This is a genomic window from Tenacibaculum sp. MAR_2010_89 (assembly GCF_900105985.1).
Taxonomy (GTDB): Bacteria; Bacteroidota; Bacteroidia; order Flavobacteriales; family Flavobacteriaceae; genus Polaribacter; species Polaribacter halocynthiae.
This window is the reverse complement of record NZ_FNUB01000005.1, coordinates 1,477,081-1,493,132: the sequence shown is the minus strand read 5'-3', so window position 1 is coordinate 1,493,132 and position 16,052 is coordinate 1,477,081. Positions and strand designations below refer to the sequence as shown.

The window sequence follows — 16,052 nt, the reverse complement described above, 5'->3', positions numbered from 1 at the left end:
AAACTGTTTTGAATACAACGTTTGCGGTTTTACGGCACTACTATAAATAAAAATCTATCTATTATAGATCATACAACGATAATTACTTTTATTTTAACAAAATTATTTAAAATTAAACCCCTAACCAACTATTAAATTCAGCAGTTTTATTTTGACTTGTTTTTAAAATTGTTTTACTATTTAATATATTTATGGCAATACTATTTTTATCATATCTGCTTATTTTTTCAATATAAATCCTACTAACAAGTTCACTTCTATTTATCTTAAAAAACTTTTTAGAATCCACCATCTCTTCTAACGATTTTAAAGATGTTTGATTTAAAATATGTTTTTTATTTTCTTTATCAAAAGCAAATACAACACCATAATCTGCTTGAAAGTATAGAATATCTTCTACTTTCAAAAAGTAAGTATACTTAGATGTTTTTACAGGAAAATGATCTTGAAAAACTTTAGTTTCCTCAATATTTCTATTAAAATAAGAATCTAGCTTCAGCAATAAATCATTATTCTTTAGTTCAGAAGCTGTACCTGTATTAAGTATAAAATATTTTTCCAATGCTTTTTCAAAACGATCAAATGAATATGGCTTTAATAAATATGCAATACCAGTAGTTTCAAAAGCATCCATCCAAAATTGATTATAAGCAGTACAGAAAATTATAGGTGATTTTAGTTCTAATTTTTTATATGCATCAAAAACATTTCCATCAAGAAGTTCTATATCTGAAAAAATTAAATCTACTTCTGGTTCATTTATAAAAAATGTTAAAACATCCTCTACAGTTTCTAACTCTTTTATAACTTCTACTGGATGTTTTAATTTTTCAATATACTTTTTTAACTTTCTTCTGGCTGGCATTTCATCCTCAACCAATACCACTTTAATCATAGTTATTTAAATTAATTAACGGGATTTTTATTTCAAAACACTCAGTATTATCCTCAATAAGAATAGGCTCTTTAGTAAGTAATTTAAATTGTTTAATCATGTTTTTCAAAGCTACTCCATTGCCCTTTGGTTTATTTTTAAAAGCTATTTTATTATTAATTATTTTAATTCCATTTTCTATAGCTTTAATGTTTATATAAATTGGTTTTTTAGAGGTCCCTCTATTATGCGTTATAGCATTTTCAACTAAAACCTGTATACAAAACGGTGGTAATTCAGCCTTTAAAGCTTTTACTTCTTCATCTATTTTTAAAAAATAATATCCATCATATTTTACTTTCATCAATTCAAAATAGCCTTCTGAAAAAGCAAGTTCATCTTGTAATAAAACTATTTCTTTATCAGAATTTACTAAACTATAACGGTATAGTTCAGAAAAATGATTTAAAAAAACACTAGCCTTATTTTTATCTTCTTCTATTAAATAATCTAAAACATTTAAATTATTGAATAAAAAATGAGGGTTCAATTGTGTTCTTAATTGAATAACTTCACTTTTCACTCTACTAATTTCGTAGTCATTTACTTGTTTTTGAAATTTTCTGTTTTCTTTAAAATATAAGTATACTAAAGAAAAACTTCCAAAAATCATAAAATCTATTGCTGAACCTATATTTTTATAAATCAATAAATATAAAGACCCAAAGTTTCTAGAATAAGTATCAAAAAGTAAAGAAATTAATAAACCAAAAATATTCCTCAACACTATATATGAGAATAAGCCAATACTAAAAAACAGTAAATACTTCTTAAGTAATGAGACTTGTAATGTTGAATTATTAGCTATACGTTTTTTTATAAAAGACACCCATAAAAAAATAAAAATAGCTTGTAAAAAGAACCAAAATGGGGCATCAGTATGAAAAGTGAAATTTTCCCAAGAATTTGAAATTCCAAATTGATTTTTTAAAATAAACAACCAACTAAAGAAGAACAGAAAAATTAGAAATTCTTTATTCTCTCTTAAAAAATTTGTTTTTATTTTCATATCTATAACAACAAAGATATCATATTTGTAATAAAAACTTTACTGTTAGCTTCATTACAAATATGATTTATTTTATTTTTCTTCGGGCCAAGTACTTACTACGTTTCCTACCTCATCATAAGCTTCAAGCTTAATTTTATTATTACTATCTATTATAAACTTCGCTCTAGTTTTTCCATTATCATCGTATAAAAACAATCCGTTTTGCTTTCCTGGTGTTTGCCCTAGAGCTACTCTTGGAACACCTCCCAACAAGCCTTTCTTTCTATACTCTTCGTATTTTTCTTTACGTTTCTTTCTATCTTTTATTTCCTTAAGTTCTTTATTTATATGCATCACATTTTCTTGTGTTTCATAATCACCTCGGTCATTAAACACTAGTCGTCCTGCTTTATATCTTTTATCCCCAACTTTTGTATCTGTTGTTATTAATTGCATTACTTGGTCACCTCCATACTGATCAAATGTTAGTGATAGTCCAGAACTATGCCCTTTCTTAGTTTTTTTCCCATCATAAACAAATCCACCACACTCTTTTCCATCTTCAGTGTAAAACAACATGCCTGCTCGTTTTGTTCTTTTATGGTAAACTCGTCCATTAACTCTATCTCCTTCGCTAGGAAAATTTGCGGCATTCGTAATTAACATTTTTACAGTACCATCATCTTCTACAATATTGATTTTTTTCACATCAATAGTATCAAATTGAGTGTTTTTTTTTACTTTTAAAAGCTAGTGTTGTTACTACACCAATAGCAAGTGAAATGCTAACTGCAAATGTTCTTAAAAATAGTAGTTCTTTCTTAGTATTCATTTTAAATATTTTTATCGGTTTTACACTTCAAAAGTATTTGATTAGTAGTTTTGAAAAAACATCATTCTTATGAGCTAAGGAAAAACTATCATGAACACAGGAATTTTTATAATAAAAAAAGCCGCTTATATTTCTATAAACGGCCATTTGATTAAAATAACAATAGATTATATTATAGTACTCTGTCCCATATGAACATTTTGGAAGTTAAAATCTGTATCATCTTGATTTTGGATATAATCTGAAATAAAATCACCAACTTTACTCGTAGAAAATGGATTTTCTGGATTAATATCTTCAGTAGTAACCCCTAATTCTAACGATTTTTGAACCGCTTTATCAATAGTTTTTGCTTCCTCATGCAATCCTAAATGCTCTAATAGCATTGCAGCTGATAAAATAGAAGCTAAAGGATTTGCTATATCTTTTCCTTTTGCTTGTGGAAAAGAACCATGAATTGGCTCAAACAAAGCATTTTCTTTTCCAACTGAAGCAGAAGCTAATAAACCTATAGAACCACCAATTACACTAGCTTCATCAGAAATGATATCACCAAATAAGTTTTCGGTTAAAATTACATCGAACTGTTTTGGATTTAGTATTAACTGCATTGCTGCATTATCTACAAACAAGAAATCTAAAGCTACATCAGGATATTGATCAGCTAAAGCAGTTACTGTTTTTCTCCACAGTCTTGATGTTTCTAATACATTTGCTTTATCAACCAATGTTAATTTTTTACGCCTAGTTTGTGCAGCTTGAAAAGCTAAATGTGCAATTCTTTCTATTTCTTCTACTGAATACGAACAACCATCAAAAGCAATTTTACCATCTTCACTAATCTCTTTTATACCGAAATAAATACCTCCAGTTAATTCTCTAAAAATACTAATATCAGTTCCTTCAATTCTCTCTCTTTTTAACGGAGAGTTTTGAATTAATTTATCATATGCCTTTACTGGACGTACATTACAAAACAACCCTAACTCTTTACGTAAACGTAACAAACCTTGCTCAGGACGTACTTTAGCTGTTGGATCATTATCATATTTAGGATCACCGATTGCTCCAAATAAAACAGCATCTGATTTCCTACATAAAGCTACTGTTTCATTAGGTAAAGGATTTCCTGTTTCATCAATAGCACAAGCCCCCATAAGCGCTTCTTTATACAAAAATGTATGGTCAAAAACATCTGCTACTGCATTCAATGCTTTTTTTGCTTGAGCTGTTACCTCAGGTCCTATTCCATCTCCTGGTATTACTGCTATATTTATTTTCATTATTATTTTTTTATAAAAAATTTTAATCTCTTTTACATTAAAAAGGTACTAAAATGGTTATTTCTAAACTAAATTATTTTCAAAAACTTCTATTTCTTTTTTCTTACTTACCAAAAAATCAATATCATCATATCCATTTAATAAACATACCTTTTTATAAGGATCTATTTCAAATTTAATAGTATCTATTGATGTTTTCAATAATTGATTTTCTAAATCAATTATAATCTTAGCTTCAGGATTTCTAGTTACTTTTTCTAATAACTCTTTTAAAAACTCTTTTGAAACTTGAATTGGTAAAATTCCGTTATTTAAAGCATTTCCTTTAAAAATATCAGCAAAAAAACTACTTATAACTACTTTAAAACCGTAACCTGATAATGCCCATGCAGCGTGTTCTCTACTTGACCCACAACCAAAATTATTTCCAGCTATTAAGATACTTCCACTATACTTTGACTTATTTAAAACAAAATCTGTATTCTTACTACCATCTTTGTTGTAACGCCAATCTCTAAATACGTTATCTCCAAACCCTTTCTTATCTGTCGCCTTTAAAAAACGAGCAGGAATAATTTGATCTGTATCTATATTCTCAGTAGGTAATGGTACTCCGGTATCTATTAGTTTAACAAACTTTTCCATTAATTTAAATATTTTGTAAAGTTTATAATTTTTCCTTCTACGGCTGTAGCGGCTGCAGTTAAAGGGCTTGCTAAAATTGTTCTTGCTCCCTGACCTTGTCTACCTTCAAAATTTCTATTAGAAGTTGACACACAATACTCACCAGCTGGAATTTTATCATCATTCATAGCTAAACATGCTGAGCACCCTGGCTGACGCATTTGAAAACCTGCTTCTTCAAAAATATTTTGTAGCCCTTCTTCTTGAATTTGCTTAGCTACTTGTTGTGAACCTGGAACCAACCACGCATTAACATTAGATGCTTTTTGTTTACCTTTCACATAGTTTGCAGCTACCCTAAAATCTTCAATTCTAGAATTTGTACAACTTCCTATAAATACGTAATTAACTGGCGTATTCAATAAACTTTTACCTTTTTTGAAATCCATGTAATCTAATGATTTCTCAAATGAATCATCATTATTGGTAGGAATATTTTCTGATATTTTTATTCCCATTCCAGGATTAGTACCGTAAGTTAACATTGGTTCAATATCTTCTGCTTCAAAGGTATATTCTTGATCAAAAACAGCATCCTCATCAGTCTTCAATGTTTTCCAGTACGCTACTTTTTTATCAAACCCTTCAGCTGTAGGAGCAAACTCTCTACCTTTAACATACTCAAAAGTAGTTTCATCTGGTGCAATCATACCTCCTCTGGCTCCCATTTCAATACTCATATTACAAACTGTCATACGGCCTTCCATTGACATTTCTTCAAATACATTTCCAGCATATTCACAAAAATATCCTGTTCCAGAGTTTGTTCCTAATTTAGCTATAACATATAAAATCACATCTTTAGGTAACACTCCTTTTTTAAGTTTTCCGTTTACGTTTACACGTAAACTTTTAGGCTTCTCTAGTAACAAACATTGGCTTGCAAATACCTGAGCCACTTGACTTGTTCCAATCCCAAATGCAATTGTTCCAAAAGCTCCATGTGTTGATGTATGACTATCACCACAAACCATTGTCATTCCTGGTTGGGTAATTCCCAATTCAGGCGCCATAACATGTACTATTCCATTATACTTATGCCCTAAACCATATAACGTAATGTTGTTTTCTTCACAGTTTTTAGTTAGTTGCTCTAACTGATTTCTAGACAATTCATCTTTTATAGGTAAATGTTGATTTACCGTTGGTGTATTATGATCAGCAGTTGCAACCGTTTTATCTGGTCTTGCAATTGGAATTTTACGCTCTTTTAACTCATTAAAAGCCTGAGGACTTGTTACCTCATGAATTAAGTGTTTATCTATATATAAAACTTGAGGTCCATTTTGTACAGTATCAACTACATGCGCATCCCATACTTTATCAAATAATGTTTTTCCCATTAGGCTAATGCTACTTTTGATAATTTATTTACTTGTTTCATTATTTGATGAATATCTTCATCTATTACTTCTTTTTGTCTGTCTGCAAATTGTAAGAATGTTTTATATGCAGTATCAAGCTGAATTTTTGTTAACTCATACCCTACTTTTTTAGCTCTATATGCTAAAGCAGCTCTACCACTTCTTGCAGTTAAAACTATAGCACTTTCAGTAACTCCTACCTCTGCTGGATCAATAATTTCATACGTTTCTCTATTCTTTATTACTCCATCTTGATGAATTCCTGAACTATGAGCAAAAGCATTTGCTCCTACAATAGCTTTATTAGGCTGTACAAACATTCCCATTTTTTCACGAACCATTATACTTGTATCGTATAATAATTTTGTATCAATATCTGTAGTTAAATTTAAATATGGATGTTGCTTTAAAATCATTACAACTTCTTCTAAGGCTGTATTCCCTGCACGCTCACCAATACCATTAATAGTACATTCAATTTGACGTGCTCCATTAATTGCTCCGGCAATAGAATTTGCAGTTGCAAGTCCTAAATCATTATGACAATGACATGAAATTATTACATTCTCAATTCCTTTTACATTATCCTTTAAGTATTTAATTTTTTCACCATATTCTTCTGGCAAACAATACCCTGTAGTATCTGGAATATTTAAAACCGTTGCTCCTGATTTAATTACTTCTTCACAAACTTTAGCTAAAAATTCATTATCAGTTCTTCCTGCATCTTCAGCAAAAAACTCAACATCACCTACAAAATTTCTAGCATAAGCAACAGCATTTTTTGCCCTAAAAATCACTTCATCTTTAGAAATATTAAATTTATGCTTAATATGTGATTCACTAGTACCAATACCTGTATGAATTCTTGGTTTAATAGCCACTTTTAAAGCCTCTCCTGCTACTTCTATATCTTTTTTAACAGCTCTAGTCAATCCACATACAGAAGCATTTTTAACTAATTTAGCTATTTCGTTTACTGATGTAAAATCACCAGGACTAGAAACAGGAAAACCAGCCTCAATTACATCAACACCCAAGATATCTAATCTTTCAGCAATTATAAGCTTTTGTTTAGTATCTAATTTACATCCTGGAACTTGTTCTCCGTCTCTTAATGTAGTATCGAAAATTTGGACTTTATCATTTCGCATAATATAAAATCTTTTGTCTTATTATAAAATCAAATGTATATATTGGTTTTTCTAAACAACCCTTTTTAAAAAGGTCGTTTACGAAACTTAACTAAACAGAAAACAATACAAAATACTCTATATCAGCAATTTATGAGTAAAACAATTACATCAATCAATCAACAAAGTGACTCACTTTTTATTTTAATAAAGTCATTATCTAAATCTGAAAAACGTCAATTCAACCTATATATTGGGCGTTTAGGAGGTAATGTTGATGCAAAATTTTTTGCTCTTTTTAAAATTTTAGAAAAGCAAAAAACTTATGATGAAAAAGCTATTATAAAAAGTGGTGTAGTTAGTAAACAACAACTATCTAACTTAAAAGCACATTTATACAAACAAATATTAACAAGTTTACGCTTAAATCCTGCTCATAAAAATATTCGAATACAAATTAGAGAACAACTAGATTTTGCTACAGTATTATATTTAAAAGGGCTATATAAACAAAGTTTAAAGCTTTTAGAGAAAGCCAAAAACATGGCTATTGATAGTGAAGAGAAAAATATAGCTTATGAAATAGTTGAATTTGAAAAAATTATAGAAAGTCAATACATTACGCGAAGTATTAATACTAGAGCTGATGAGCTTACTGTTCAAGCCAAAAAATTAAGTCAACAAAATGTAATAACTAGTAAACTTTCAAATTTATCATTACAACTGTATGGAATTTTACTTAAAACTGGATACGTTAGAAATGATGAAGAATTAAAAAAAGTTAATGACTATTTTGATTCAAGGTTACCAAAATATGATTTTAAAACTCTTGGTTTTAGAGAGAAACTATGGCTATATAAAGCTAATTTGTGGCATAGTTTTTTAACTCAAGACTTTTTATTAAGTTACAAACATGCAAATAAGTGGGTGTCTTTATTTAAATCGGATTCTAAAAACATTTTATTACACCCTGTTTTTTATTTAAAGGGAATTAATTATTTACTTGAAAGTTTATTTTTCATTAAACATTTCAATAAATTTAAAGAAGAATTTGCTTTGTTTGAAGAGGGAATTAAAAACCAAACCATTCCAAAAAACAGTAATACAGAAATTCTTATTTTCCAATACTACTATGCTAATTTATTACACTTACATTTTTTAGAAGGGACTTTTAAAGAAGGTGAATATTTAGTAGATATTATTACCAATAAAATAGAAGAATACAAAGGATTATTAGATAATCATCACATTGTTGTACTGTATTATAAAATAGCCTGTTTATATTTTGGTATGGGTGATAACAAAAATTGTATCCTGTATTTAAATAAAATTATTAAGTCAAAAAATTTACATGTTGCTGAAGACCTGCAATGTTTTGCACGAATTTTAAGTTTAATTGCTCATTATGAATCTGGTTTAGATTATTACCTAGAAATACAATTTAAAGATACCTATCGTTTTTTACTAAAAATGGAAAATTTACAAGAAGTACAAAAAGAATTTATTTCTTCAATTAAAGCTTTAGGAGATGTTTTTCCTCATCAAATAAAAAATGAGTTTAAAAAAATCCATACTCGTCTAAAAGTTTTTGAACACCACCCTTATGAAAAAAGAGCATTTTTATATCTAGATATTCTTTCTTGGCTTGAAAGTAAAATAGAAAACAAATCTGTTTCACAAATTATTCAAGAAAAATTTAAACAACTAAGTAAATAATTAAAAAACATTTATATATATTTGACCCGATGTTAATTAACGAAAGAAATATTACTATTCTAAATACCGAGTTTACTACTACGGTATCTTTCGTTGGCACAACAACAATTTCTACTACAATTACTATTACCCTTTAGGGGGTTTCTTTATACATATAATCTATTAGGTCCTATTTATATTTTCAAAAGAATTGAAAAAAGATAAATAACAACTAAAATTCTATAATCAAATATTTTTATACCTTTTAAAATGAAAATTTTAAAATTTGGAGGTTCATCAGTAGCCAACAGTCAAAACATTGCCAAAGTAGTTCAAATAGTATCAAATACAGCTGCTAAAGAAAAAGTAGCAGTAGTAGTATCTGCTTTTGGAAAAACAACGAATAAATTAATAGCTTCCGCTAATAAAGCTGCAAGTAATGAAGTTAATTACATTGATCTTTTTAAGCAGGTTAAACAACACCATTTACTGGTTATTACTGAACTAGTAAACAAAAGTGAACAAGATAAAGTCTCACAAAAAGTGAATACCTTATTTAACCAATTACAAACTTTATTAGAAGGTTGTTTTTTACTAAAAGAAGTTACTCCTAAAACAATGGCAACTATAAGCGGATTTGGAGAACTATTATCTTCTTACATTATTTCTGAAGTAGCAAAAAACAATTTAGATGCAACTTATAAAGACAGTAGAGAACTTATTAGAACTTCTAATGTTTTTGATAAAGCACAAGTAAATTTTGTAGTAACTAATAAAAACTGTCAAGAGTATTTTAATCAAAACCCTCATCAAATAACTATTCTACCTGGTTTTATTGCCAAAACAGAAAACGGACTTTCAACTACCTTAGGTAGAGGCGGTTCTGATTACACAGCTGCTATTTATGCTGCAGCTTTGAATGCAAACGAACTACAAATATGGACAGATGTTAGTGGTATGTTTACTGCGAATCCAAGTGTTGTAAAACAAGCTTTTCCAATACCAAAAATATCGTATCAGGAAGCTATGGAGCTTTCTCATTTTGGTGCAAAAGTAATTTACCCTCCTACGATTCAACCTGTATTAGAAAAAGAAATTCCTATTGTTATTAAAAACACTTTTGATCCTAATAATGTTGGAACTCTAATTACCAAAGAAGCAAAAAGTAGTAATCTAGTAAAAGGAATTAGTCATATAGAAAACATTACTCTTTTAACACTAGAAGGCAGTGGAATGGTTGGAGTTTCTGGAGTTTCAAAACGTTTATTTGAAACACTTTCTAACCAAAACATTAATATTGTATTAATTACACAAGCGTCTTCCGAACACTCAATTTGTGTTGGTATATATGATGAAGATGCAGAAAGAGCTAGTCATGCAATTAATAACGTTTTTGAAATTGAAATAGAACGTCGTAAGGTAAAACCTGTAATTATTGAACAAGGATTAGCTATTTTAGCTTTGGTAGGTGACAACATGAAAAACCATCAAGGATTAAGCGGTCAAATGTTCAGTGCTTTAGGTAAAAACAATGTAAATATTAGAGCTATTGCTCAAGGAGCATCTCAAAAAAATATTTCTGCCGTAATTGATAGTAATGACGCTAAAAAAGGATTAAATACATTGCATGAGCAATTTTTTGAAGAAAAAATAAAACAACTTAATTTATTTGTGACTGGTGTTGGTAATGTAGGTGAGCGATTTTTAGCTCAAATACACCAACAACAACAATATTTAAGAGAACATTTAAAAATGAATATTCGTGTTGTTGGTATTGCTAATTCAAGAAAAATGGCTTTTGATACTGATGGTGTTGATTTGAATAACTGGAAAGAAGTATTAGCAAAAGGAGAGCCTGCTACATTAAATGATTTTTTTGATAGAGCTAAAACTTATAACCTTCGTAACTCTGTTTTTGTAGATAATACAGCTAATAAAGAAGTGTCAGAAGTTTATGAAAATTATTTGCGCACTAATATTGCAGTAGTAACTTGTAATAAAATAGCCTGTGCTTCTGATTTAGAAAACTATAAAAAACTAAAAGAAGTATCTAGAAAATTCAACGCTCCATTTTTATTTGAAACCAATGTAGGAGCTGGGTTACCTATTATAGACACATTGAAAAACTTAATTGCTTCTGGTGATAGAGTTCATAAAATACAAGCAGTTTTATCTGGTAGTTTAAATTTTGTTTTTAATAACTTTAACGCTACATCTACATTTCATGATGTTGTAGGAGATGCACAAAAACAAGGATACACCGAACCAGATCCTAAAATTGATTTAAGTGGAGTTGATGTAGCTAGAAAAATATTAATCCTTGCTCGTGAAAGTGGTTATGAACTGGAATTATCTGATATAGAAAATAACTCTTTCTTACCTGAAAAAAGTTTAAACACTACTAATAATGAAGATTTTTATACTAGTTTAACTGAATTTGAATCTCATTTTTACGAAATTTTCAAAGAAGCAAATGATAAAGGTTGCCGCTTAAAATATGTAGCAGAGTTTTCAGAAGGAAAAGCAAAAGTTGGATTACAGCACATCCCTTCAGATCATCCTTTTTATAACCTAGAAGGAAGTGATAATATCGTATTATTTTTTACAGACAGATATCCAATAAATCCTTTACTTATAAAAGGTGCTGGAGCTGGTGCTGATGTTACTGCCTCAGGGATTTTTGCTGATGTTATTAGAATAGGTAATAATTAAATGATAAAATGGACACCTACCATAATATAACTTATTTAGTAGAATCATTAATAAATAATAATTTTCAAAATAGAAGAAAATTATACCAAGAAGGAATTACAAATACTGATACCAACTTGTTTTTAATTGCAAAAAAATGAAATATATAAAAATATTTGCTCCAGCTACCGTTGCTAATGTTTCCTGCGGATTTGACTCTATGGGATTTGCTGTAGACACCATGGGTGATGAAATGACATTTACAAAAACGTCAACAAAGGGAGTAAAAATAACACAGATTACTGGTGCTAAGGGTTTAAGTCTAGATCCAACAAAAAATGCTGCTGGTGTAGTTGCTTTGGCTATGTTAACTAAGCATAATATTGATTTTGGTATTGAAATTACTATGCATAAAGGGTTTTCTCCTGGTAGTGGTTTAGGTAGTAGTGCTGCTAGCTCAGCAGGAGCTGCTTTTGGTATAAATGAATTATTAAACAAACCTTTTACTAATTTAGAGTTAACTAAATTCTCTATGCTGGGAGAAAAAGCTGCTTGTGGAACTCCTATAGCCGATAACGTTGCAGCAGCTGTTTATGGAGGTTTTGTGCTGATTAGAAGTTACGAACCTTTAGATATTATAAAATTACCAGTGCCTGATGAATTACAATTAGTAGCAATTCATCCACAAATTGAAGTAAAAACAAAAGATGCTCGTGAAGTTTTACCTGAAAAAGTTCCATTAAAAAGTGCTGTAACTCAATGGGCAAATGTAGGTGGATTAGTTAGTGGTTTATATACCAATAATTACCAATTAATAAGTAATTCATTAACTGACGTTATTGTTGAACCTGCGCGTAAGCATTTAATTCCTCATTTTGATTTAGTTAAAAGCGAAGCTATTAAAGCTGGTGCTTTAGGTGCTGGTATTTCAGGATCTGGACCAACTATTTTTGCCTTATGTAAAGGAGAAGAAACTTCAAAAAATGTGCAGAGTGCAATACAAAATTCATATGCGGATAAAAAAATAGACTTTACTTTATTTTCATCAAAAATAAATACGCAAGGTGTTCGAATTTTAGAATCAAAATAAAATGATTTACTATTTATCATCGAATTTATTTCGACGGTAAAAAATAAAATAATATTGTAAAAAAACTACATTGCTACATGCAATGCAACACACAAACAACACAAAAATGAACTATTATAGTCTTAATAAAAAATCACCTAACGTAAGCTTTCAAGAAGCTGTTGTTAACGGATTAGCTCCAGATAGAGGTTTGTATTTCCCTGAAAACATTACCCCTTTATCAAAAGATTTTATTGATAATATTGATAACTATACTAATCAAGAAATTGCTTACGAAGCTATTAAACAATTTGTTGGTGATGAAATTCCTTCAGATGTATTAAAACAAATTATTTCAGAAACTTTATCATTTGATTTTCCAGTTGTGCCAATAGAAGAAAATGTTAGCACTTTAGAACTTTTTCATGGTCCAACAATGGCTTTTAAAGATGTTGGTGCTCGTTTTATGGCTCGTTGTTTAGGCTATTTTAATAGAGACAACAATAATAAATTAACAGTATTAGTAGCTACTTCAGGAGATACTGGAGGAGCAGTTGCCGATGGTTTTTTAGGTGTAAAAGGAGTAGACGTAGTTATTTTATATCCAAGTGGAAAAGTTAGTGATATACAAGAAAAACAATTAACTACGCTTGGGCAAAATATTACTGCTTTAGAAGTTGATGGTGTTTTTGATGATTGTCAAGACATGGTTAAAACAGCTTTTTTAGATACAGACATCACCCCAATTTTAACCTCTGCCAACTCTATAAATGTTGCTCGCTGGTTACCGCAAATGTTTTATTTTTTCTTTGCCTATAAACAAGTATACAAACAAAAAAAAGAAATTGTTTTTTCAGTGCCTAGTGGAAATTTTGGTAATATTTGTGCGGGTATTATGGCTCAAAAGTTAGGCTTACCTATTAAACATTTTGTAGCCTCAACTAATATAAATGATACTGTTCCAAATTATTTAACAAATGGTGTTTATGAACCTAAACCTTCAAAAGCAACCATTTCTAATGCTATGGATGTTGGTAACCCAAGTAATTTCATACGTATCCAAGAGTTATTTGAAAACAATATTGAAGCTTTAAAAAATGCATTCTCTTCATTCTCTTTTACTGATGAGCAAACTCGTAAAGCAATGAAGTTAATCTATCAGAAAAGTGAATATGTTGCGGATCCTCATGGTGCAGTTGGATATTTAGGTTCAAAAGAGCATCAAAAAATGCATCCAAATGATTTGTGTATTTTTTTAGAAACTGCTCATCCTGTTAAATTTTTAGATGTCGTTGAAAACACACTTAATACTCAAGTAGCAATTCCTGAGCAAATTAAATCTGTAATTGATAAAGAAAAAAGTGCCTTTCAAATTAGTAATTATGACGGTTTAAAAACATTTTTAAATAGTTAATACCCTATAATAATTTTAATACAATATTAAAAACACTTCTTACTTAAAATAAGAAGTGTTTTTTTATGATTTTTTTCCTATTGATAAAACGAAGAACTTATTAAAAATTAACGTAACACCTGTATAAAACTTGCGTCAAATAAATATGAAATTTGAAATATCTGAATACCCAAGCTCATATTTAGCAATTGAATTTAATGAAAATGAAAAACTTATAACTGAAAAAGGAAGTTTGATATATTGTAATGGAGAATATACTTTTGAGAATAAAATTGAAGCCAAAAACTACAAAAATTGGATTGCTAAAATATTTGGTGGTAAAAGTTTAACTTATAATATATATACTGCAAAAGAAAATTTAAAAATGGCATTGTCTACTAAAGATAATTCTGAGATATTTAAAATTGACATTACTGAAGATAATCCAATTTTATTTGAACCAGATTTACACTTTGCAAGAACAATTAATTTAGAAATTAAATTAGAGCAAAAAGATTGGAAAAGCACACTAAATGACGGGCTTAAATTAAAGACTATTGGAAGTGGACAATTATTTTTAAAAGGCTATGGTAAAATTATCAAACAAGAAATAGACTCAGAAAAACCTATTTTTATAGATGAAAATGCTCTTATTGCTTTTGAAGATAAACTTGAAGTAAAAACAATTTCAAGAGGAGTTAAAGAACTTATTACAAGTGGTGAAGGTTTTATTTTTTCTATAAAGGGAAAAGGAAACATTTGGATTCAAACAAGAGAAAAGGGAGATTATTCAAGCAGTGGTGGAGTTTTAGATGGTATATTTAGTTTTATAAAGTAAAACAAATAGTATTTAAACAATTCTATTCTACAAAAAAGTAATTCTTAATTCCTAGAATTCATCTTAATACATACTATAACATATTTTCTTTTATAATAATTTCAGCACTTTTACAAACCGAACGGTCGGTATGAATATTATGAGTATTAAAAAAGATAATGTAATTAAAGTAGCTACAAAATTGTTTGCTGAAAAAGGATTCGAAAACACATCAATTGCAAATATTTGTTCTGTAGCTAATGTATCAAAAGGTTTAGTGTATCATCATTTTGAATCAAAAGAATCGATATTAATAGCGATTTTCACTCAAACTACTGATCAAATGATAGAAATGAACATGGAAACTAAAAAATTAATAGCTCCAAATATTCAATTACAACAATTAATAGAAACAATATTTACACAATTACATCAAAACAAACACTTATATCAATTTAACTTGAATATTATGTTTCAACCATCTACGAAAAAAATATTAAGTGAGCAGATAGAAAGAAGAGCTAATATTTTATTCAACTCGGTTAAAAACATATTTGACCAAATATCACAAGAAAGAAGTACTATGCTAACTTATATTTTTATTGCAGAAATTGATGGAATAGCATTAAACTATTTATCAGTGTTTAATAAATACCCCATAGAAATGATTAAGCAAGAATTATTAAATAAATACAAAAACATCAAATAAATGATACGAAAATATAATGAAAATGAAATCCCTATTCTAGTAAATATTTGGGAACAAGCTTCTTCTATTGCACATCCTTTTTTAACTCAAGAATTTACAAAAATAGTAAAAAAGGCAATGACAGAAATGTATCTTCCTAGCTCTGAAACCTGGGTTTATACTGAAGCTAATAGTATTATTGGATTCATATCAATGGTAGAAAATGAAATTGGTGGATTGTTTGTTAATCCTGAATTTCATTCAAAAGGTATTGGTACATTATTAATAAAACATATTGAACAAATTCATGAAGAACTAGAAGTTGAAGTTTTTGAACAAAATAAAATTGGTAGGCCTTTTTATGAAAAATATGGATTTAAGAAAACTAAAGAATATTTTCATGAAGAATCTAATCAAAAAGTAATTAGAATGAAAAAATCAAATACGCTTTAAAACAAAAAAAAGACAGACTTGTCTG

Annotated in this window: 14 protein-coding genes; 7 read left to right on the top strand and 7 right to left on the bottom strand. The window is 28.8% G+C overall.

The annotated features are described in order from the left end of the window. Window positions 1–112 precede the first annotated feature (112 nt). The 7 genes from BLV71_RS10115 to BLV71_RS10085 form a co-directional block, all read right to left on the bottom strand. Window positions 113–895 (bottom strand): LytR/AlgR family response regulator transcription factor, encoded by a 783-nt coding sequence (locus tag BLV71_RS10115; RefSeq protein ID WP_093870432.1) that lies wholly within the window; start codon window positions 893–895, stop codon window positions 113–115. Then, window positions 888–1,943, bottom strand: coding sequence for a sensor histidine kinase (locus tag BLV71_RS10110; RefSeq protein WP_093870431.1), 1,056 nt, complete (start codon window positions 1,941–1,943; stop codon window positions 888–890). Before BLV71_RS10110 ends, BLV71_RS10115 begins: the two co-directional genes overlap by 8 nt. 72 nt (window positions 1,944–2,015) lie before the next feature. After that, on the bottom strand, window positions 2,016–2,633 hold the full coding sequence (locus BLV71_RS10105) for a hypothetical protein (protein WP_255405152.1): 618 nt from the start codon (window positions 2,631–2,633) through the stop codon (window positions 2,016–2,018). Between the two features lie 291 nt (window positions 2,634–2,924). Continuing rightward, the gene (gene leuB / locus BLV71_RS10100; protein WP_093870430.1) at window positions 2,925–4,040 is read right to left on the bottom strand and encodes a 3-isopropylmalate dehydrogenase; all 1,116 of its coding nucleotides are present in this window, start codon (window positions 4,038–4,040) and stop codon (window positions 2,925–2,927) included. A gap of 63 nt (window positions 4,041–4,103) precedes the next feature. Further along, window positions 4,104–4,685 carry a 3-isopropylmalate dehydratase small subunit gene (gene leuD, locus BLV71_RS10095; RefSeq protein WP_093870429.1) on the bottom strand — a complete coding sequence of 194 codons (582 nt, stop codon included), beginning with the start codon at window positions 4,683–4,685 and terminating at the stop codon, window positions 4,104–4,106. After that, window positions 4,685–6,067 (bottom strand): 3-isopropylmalate dehydratase large subunit, encoded by a 1,383-nt coding sequence (gene leuC / locus BLV71_RS10090; RefSeq protein ID WP_093870428.1) that lies wholly within the window; start codon window positions 6,065–6,067, stop codon window positions 4,685–4,687. The genes leuD and leuC overlap by 1 nt, the downstream gene beginning before the upstream one ends. Continuing rightward, window positions 6,067–7,242, bottom strand: coding sequence for a 2-isopropylmalate synthase (locus BLV71_RS10085; RefSeq protein WP_093870427.1), 1,176 nt, complete (start codon window positions 7,240–7,242; stop codon window positions 6,067–6,069). Before BLV71_RS10085 ends, leuC begins: the two co-directional genes overlap by 1 nt. 132 nt (window positions 7,243–7,374) lie before the next feature. On the opposite strand from BLV71_RS10085, the gene BLV71_RS10080 reads away from it, so the two are divergent. The 7 genes from BLV71_RS10080 to BLV71_RS10050 all read left to right on the top strand — a co-directional run bounded on the left by BLV71_RS10080 (window position 7,375) and on the right by BLV71_RS10050 (window position 16,027). Next, on the top strand, window positions 7,375–8,937 hold the full coding sequence (locus BLV71_RS10080) for a hypothetical protein (RefSeq protein WP_093870426.1): 1,563 nt from the start codon (window positions 7,375–7,377) through the stop codon (window positions 8,935–8,937). Between the two features lie 249 nt (window positions 8,938–9,186). Further along, a complete protein-coding gene (gene thrA / locus BLV71_RS10075) occupies window positions 9,187–11,628 on the top strand; it encodes a bifunctional aspartate kinase/homoserine dehydrogenase I (protein WP_093870425.1) in 2,442 nt (813 codons plus the stop codon). A 136-nt stretch (window positions 11,629–11,764) separates the two neighbouring features. Next, window positions 11,765–12,697: a homoserine kinase gene (locus BLV71_RS10070; RefSeq protein WP_093870424.1), complete on the top strand. Its 933-nt coding sequence runs from the start codon at window positions 11,765–11,767 to the stop codon at window positions 12,695–12,697. A 106-nt stretch (window positions 12,698–12,803) separates the two neighbouring features. After that, window positions 12,804–14,090, top strand: coding sequence for a threonine synthase (thrC, locus tag BLV71_RS10065; protein ID WP_093872005.1), 1,287 nt, complete (start codon window positions 12,804–12,806; stop codon window positions 14,088–14,090). 145 nt (window positions 14,091–14,235) lie between these two features. After that, window positions 14,236–14,907: a TIGR00266 family protein gene (locus tag BLV71_RS10060; protein WP_093870423.1), complete on the top strand. Its 672-nt coding sequence runs from the start codon at window positions 14,236–14,238 to the stop codon at window positions 14,905–14,907. A 139-nt stretch (window positions 14,908–15,046) separates the two neighbouring features. Further along, entirely contained in the window at window positions 15,047–15,595 is a 549-nt protein-coding gene (locus BLV71_RS10055) for a TetR/AcrR family transcriptional regulator (RefSeq protein WP_176974387.1), read from the top strand. Beyond that, on the top strand, window positions 15,596–16,027 hold the full coding sequence (locus BLV71_RS10050; protein WP_093870421.1) for a GNAT family N-acetyltransferase: 432 nt from the start codon (window positions 15,596–15,598) through the stop codon (window positions 16,025–16,027). The last annotated feature ends 25 nt before the right edge of the window (window positions 16,028–16,052 follow it).

What these genes read in the sequence shown, in the direction of transcription:
- BLV71_RS10055 (WP_176974387.1), top strand. Translation starts at nt 15,047, where the DNA reads ATGAGTATTAAAAAAGATAATGTAATTAAAGTAGCTACAAAATTGTTT.
- BLV71_RS10115 (WP_093870432.1), bottom strand. Translation starts at nt 895, where the DNA reads ATGATTAAAGTGGTATTGGTTGAGGATGAAATGCCAGCCAGAAGAAAG.
- BLV71_RS10060 (WP_093870423.1), top strand. Translation starts at nt 14,236, where the DNA reads ATGAAATTTGAAATATCTGAATACCCAAGCTCATATTTAGCAATTGAA.
- BLV71_RS10050 (WP_093870421.1), top strand. Translation starts at nt 15,596, where the DNA reads ATGATACGAAAATATAATGAAAATGAAATCCCTATTCTAGTAAATATT.
- thrC (WP_093872005.1), top strand. Translation starts at nt 12,804, where the DNA reads ATGAACTATTATAGTCTTAATAAAAAATCACCTAACGTAAGCTTTCAA.
- BLV71_RS10080 (WP_093870426.1), top strand. Translation starts at nt 7,375, where the DNA reads ATGAGTAAAACAATTACATCAATCAATCAACAAAGTGACTCACTTTTT.
- BLV71_RS10085 (WP_093870427.1), bottom strand. Translation starts at nt 7,242, where the DNA reads ATGCGAAATGATAAAGTCCAAATTTTCGATACTACATTAAGAGACGGA.
- leuC (WP_093870428.1), bottom strand. Translation starts at nt 6,067, where the DNA reads ATGGGAAAAACATTATTTGATAAAGTATGGGATGCGCATGTAGTTGAT.
- thrA (WP_093870425.1), top strand. Translation starts at nt 9,187, where the DNA reads ATGAAAATTTTAAAATTTGGAGGTTCATCAGTAGCCAACAGTCAAAAC.
- leuD (WP_093870429.1), bottom strand. Translation starts at nt 4,685, where the DNA reads ATGGAAAAGTTTGTTAAACTAATAGATACCGGAGTACCATTACCTACT.
- leuB (WP_093870430.1), bottom strand. Translation starts at nt 4,040, where the DNA reads ATGAAAATAAATATAGCAGTAATACCAGGAGATGGAATAGGACCTGAG.
- BLV71_RS10070 (WP_093870424.1), top strand. Translation starts at nt 11,765, where the DNA reads ATGAAATATATAAAAATATTTGCTCCAGCTACCGTTGCTAATGTTTCC.
- BLV71_RS10110 (WP_093870431.1), bottom strand. Translation starts at nt 1,943, where the DNA reads ATGAAAATAAAAACAAATTTTTTAAGAGAGAATAAAGAATTTCTAATT.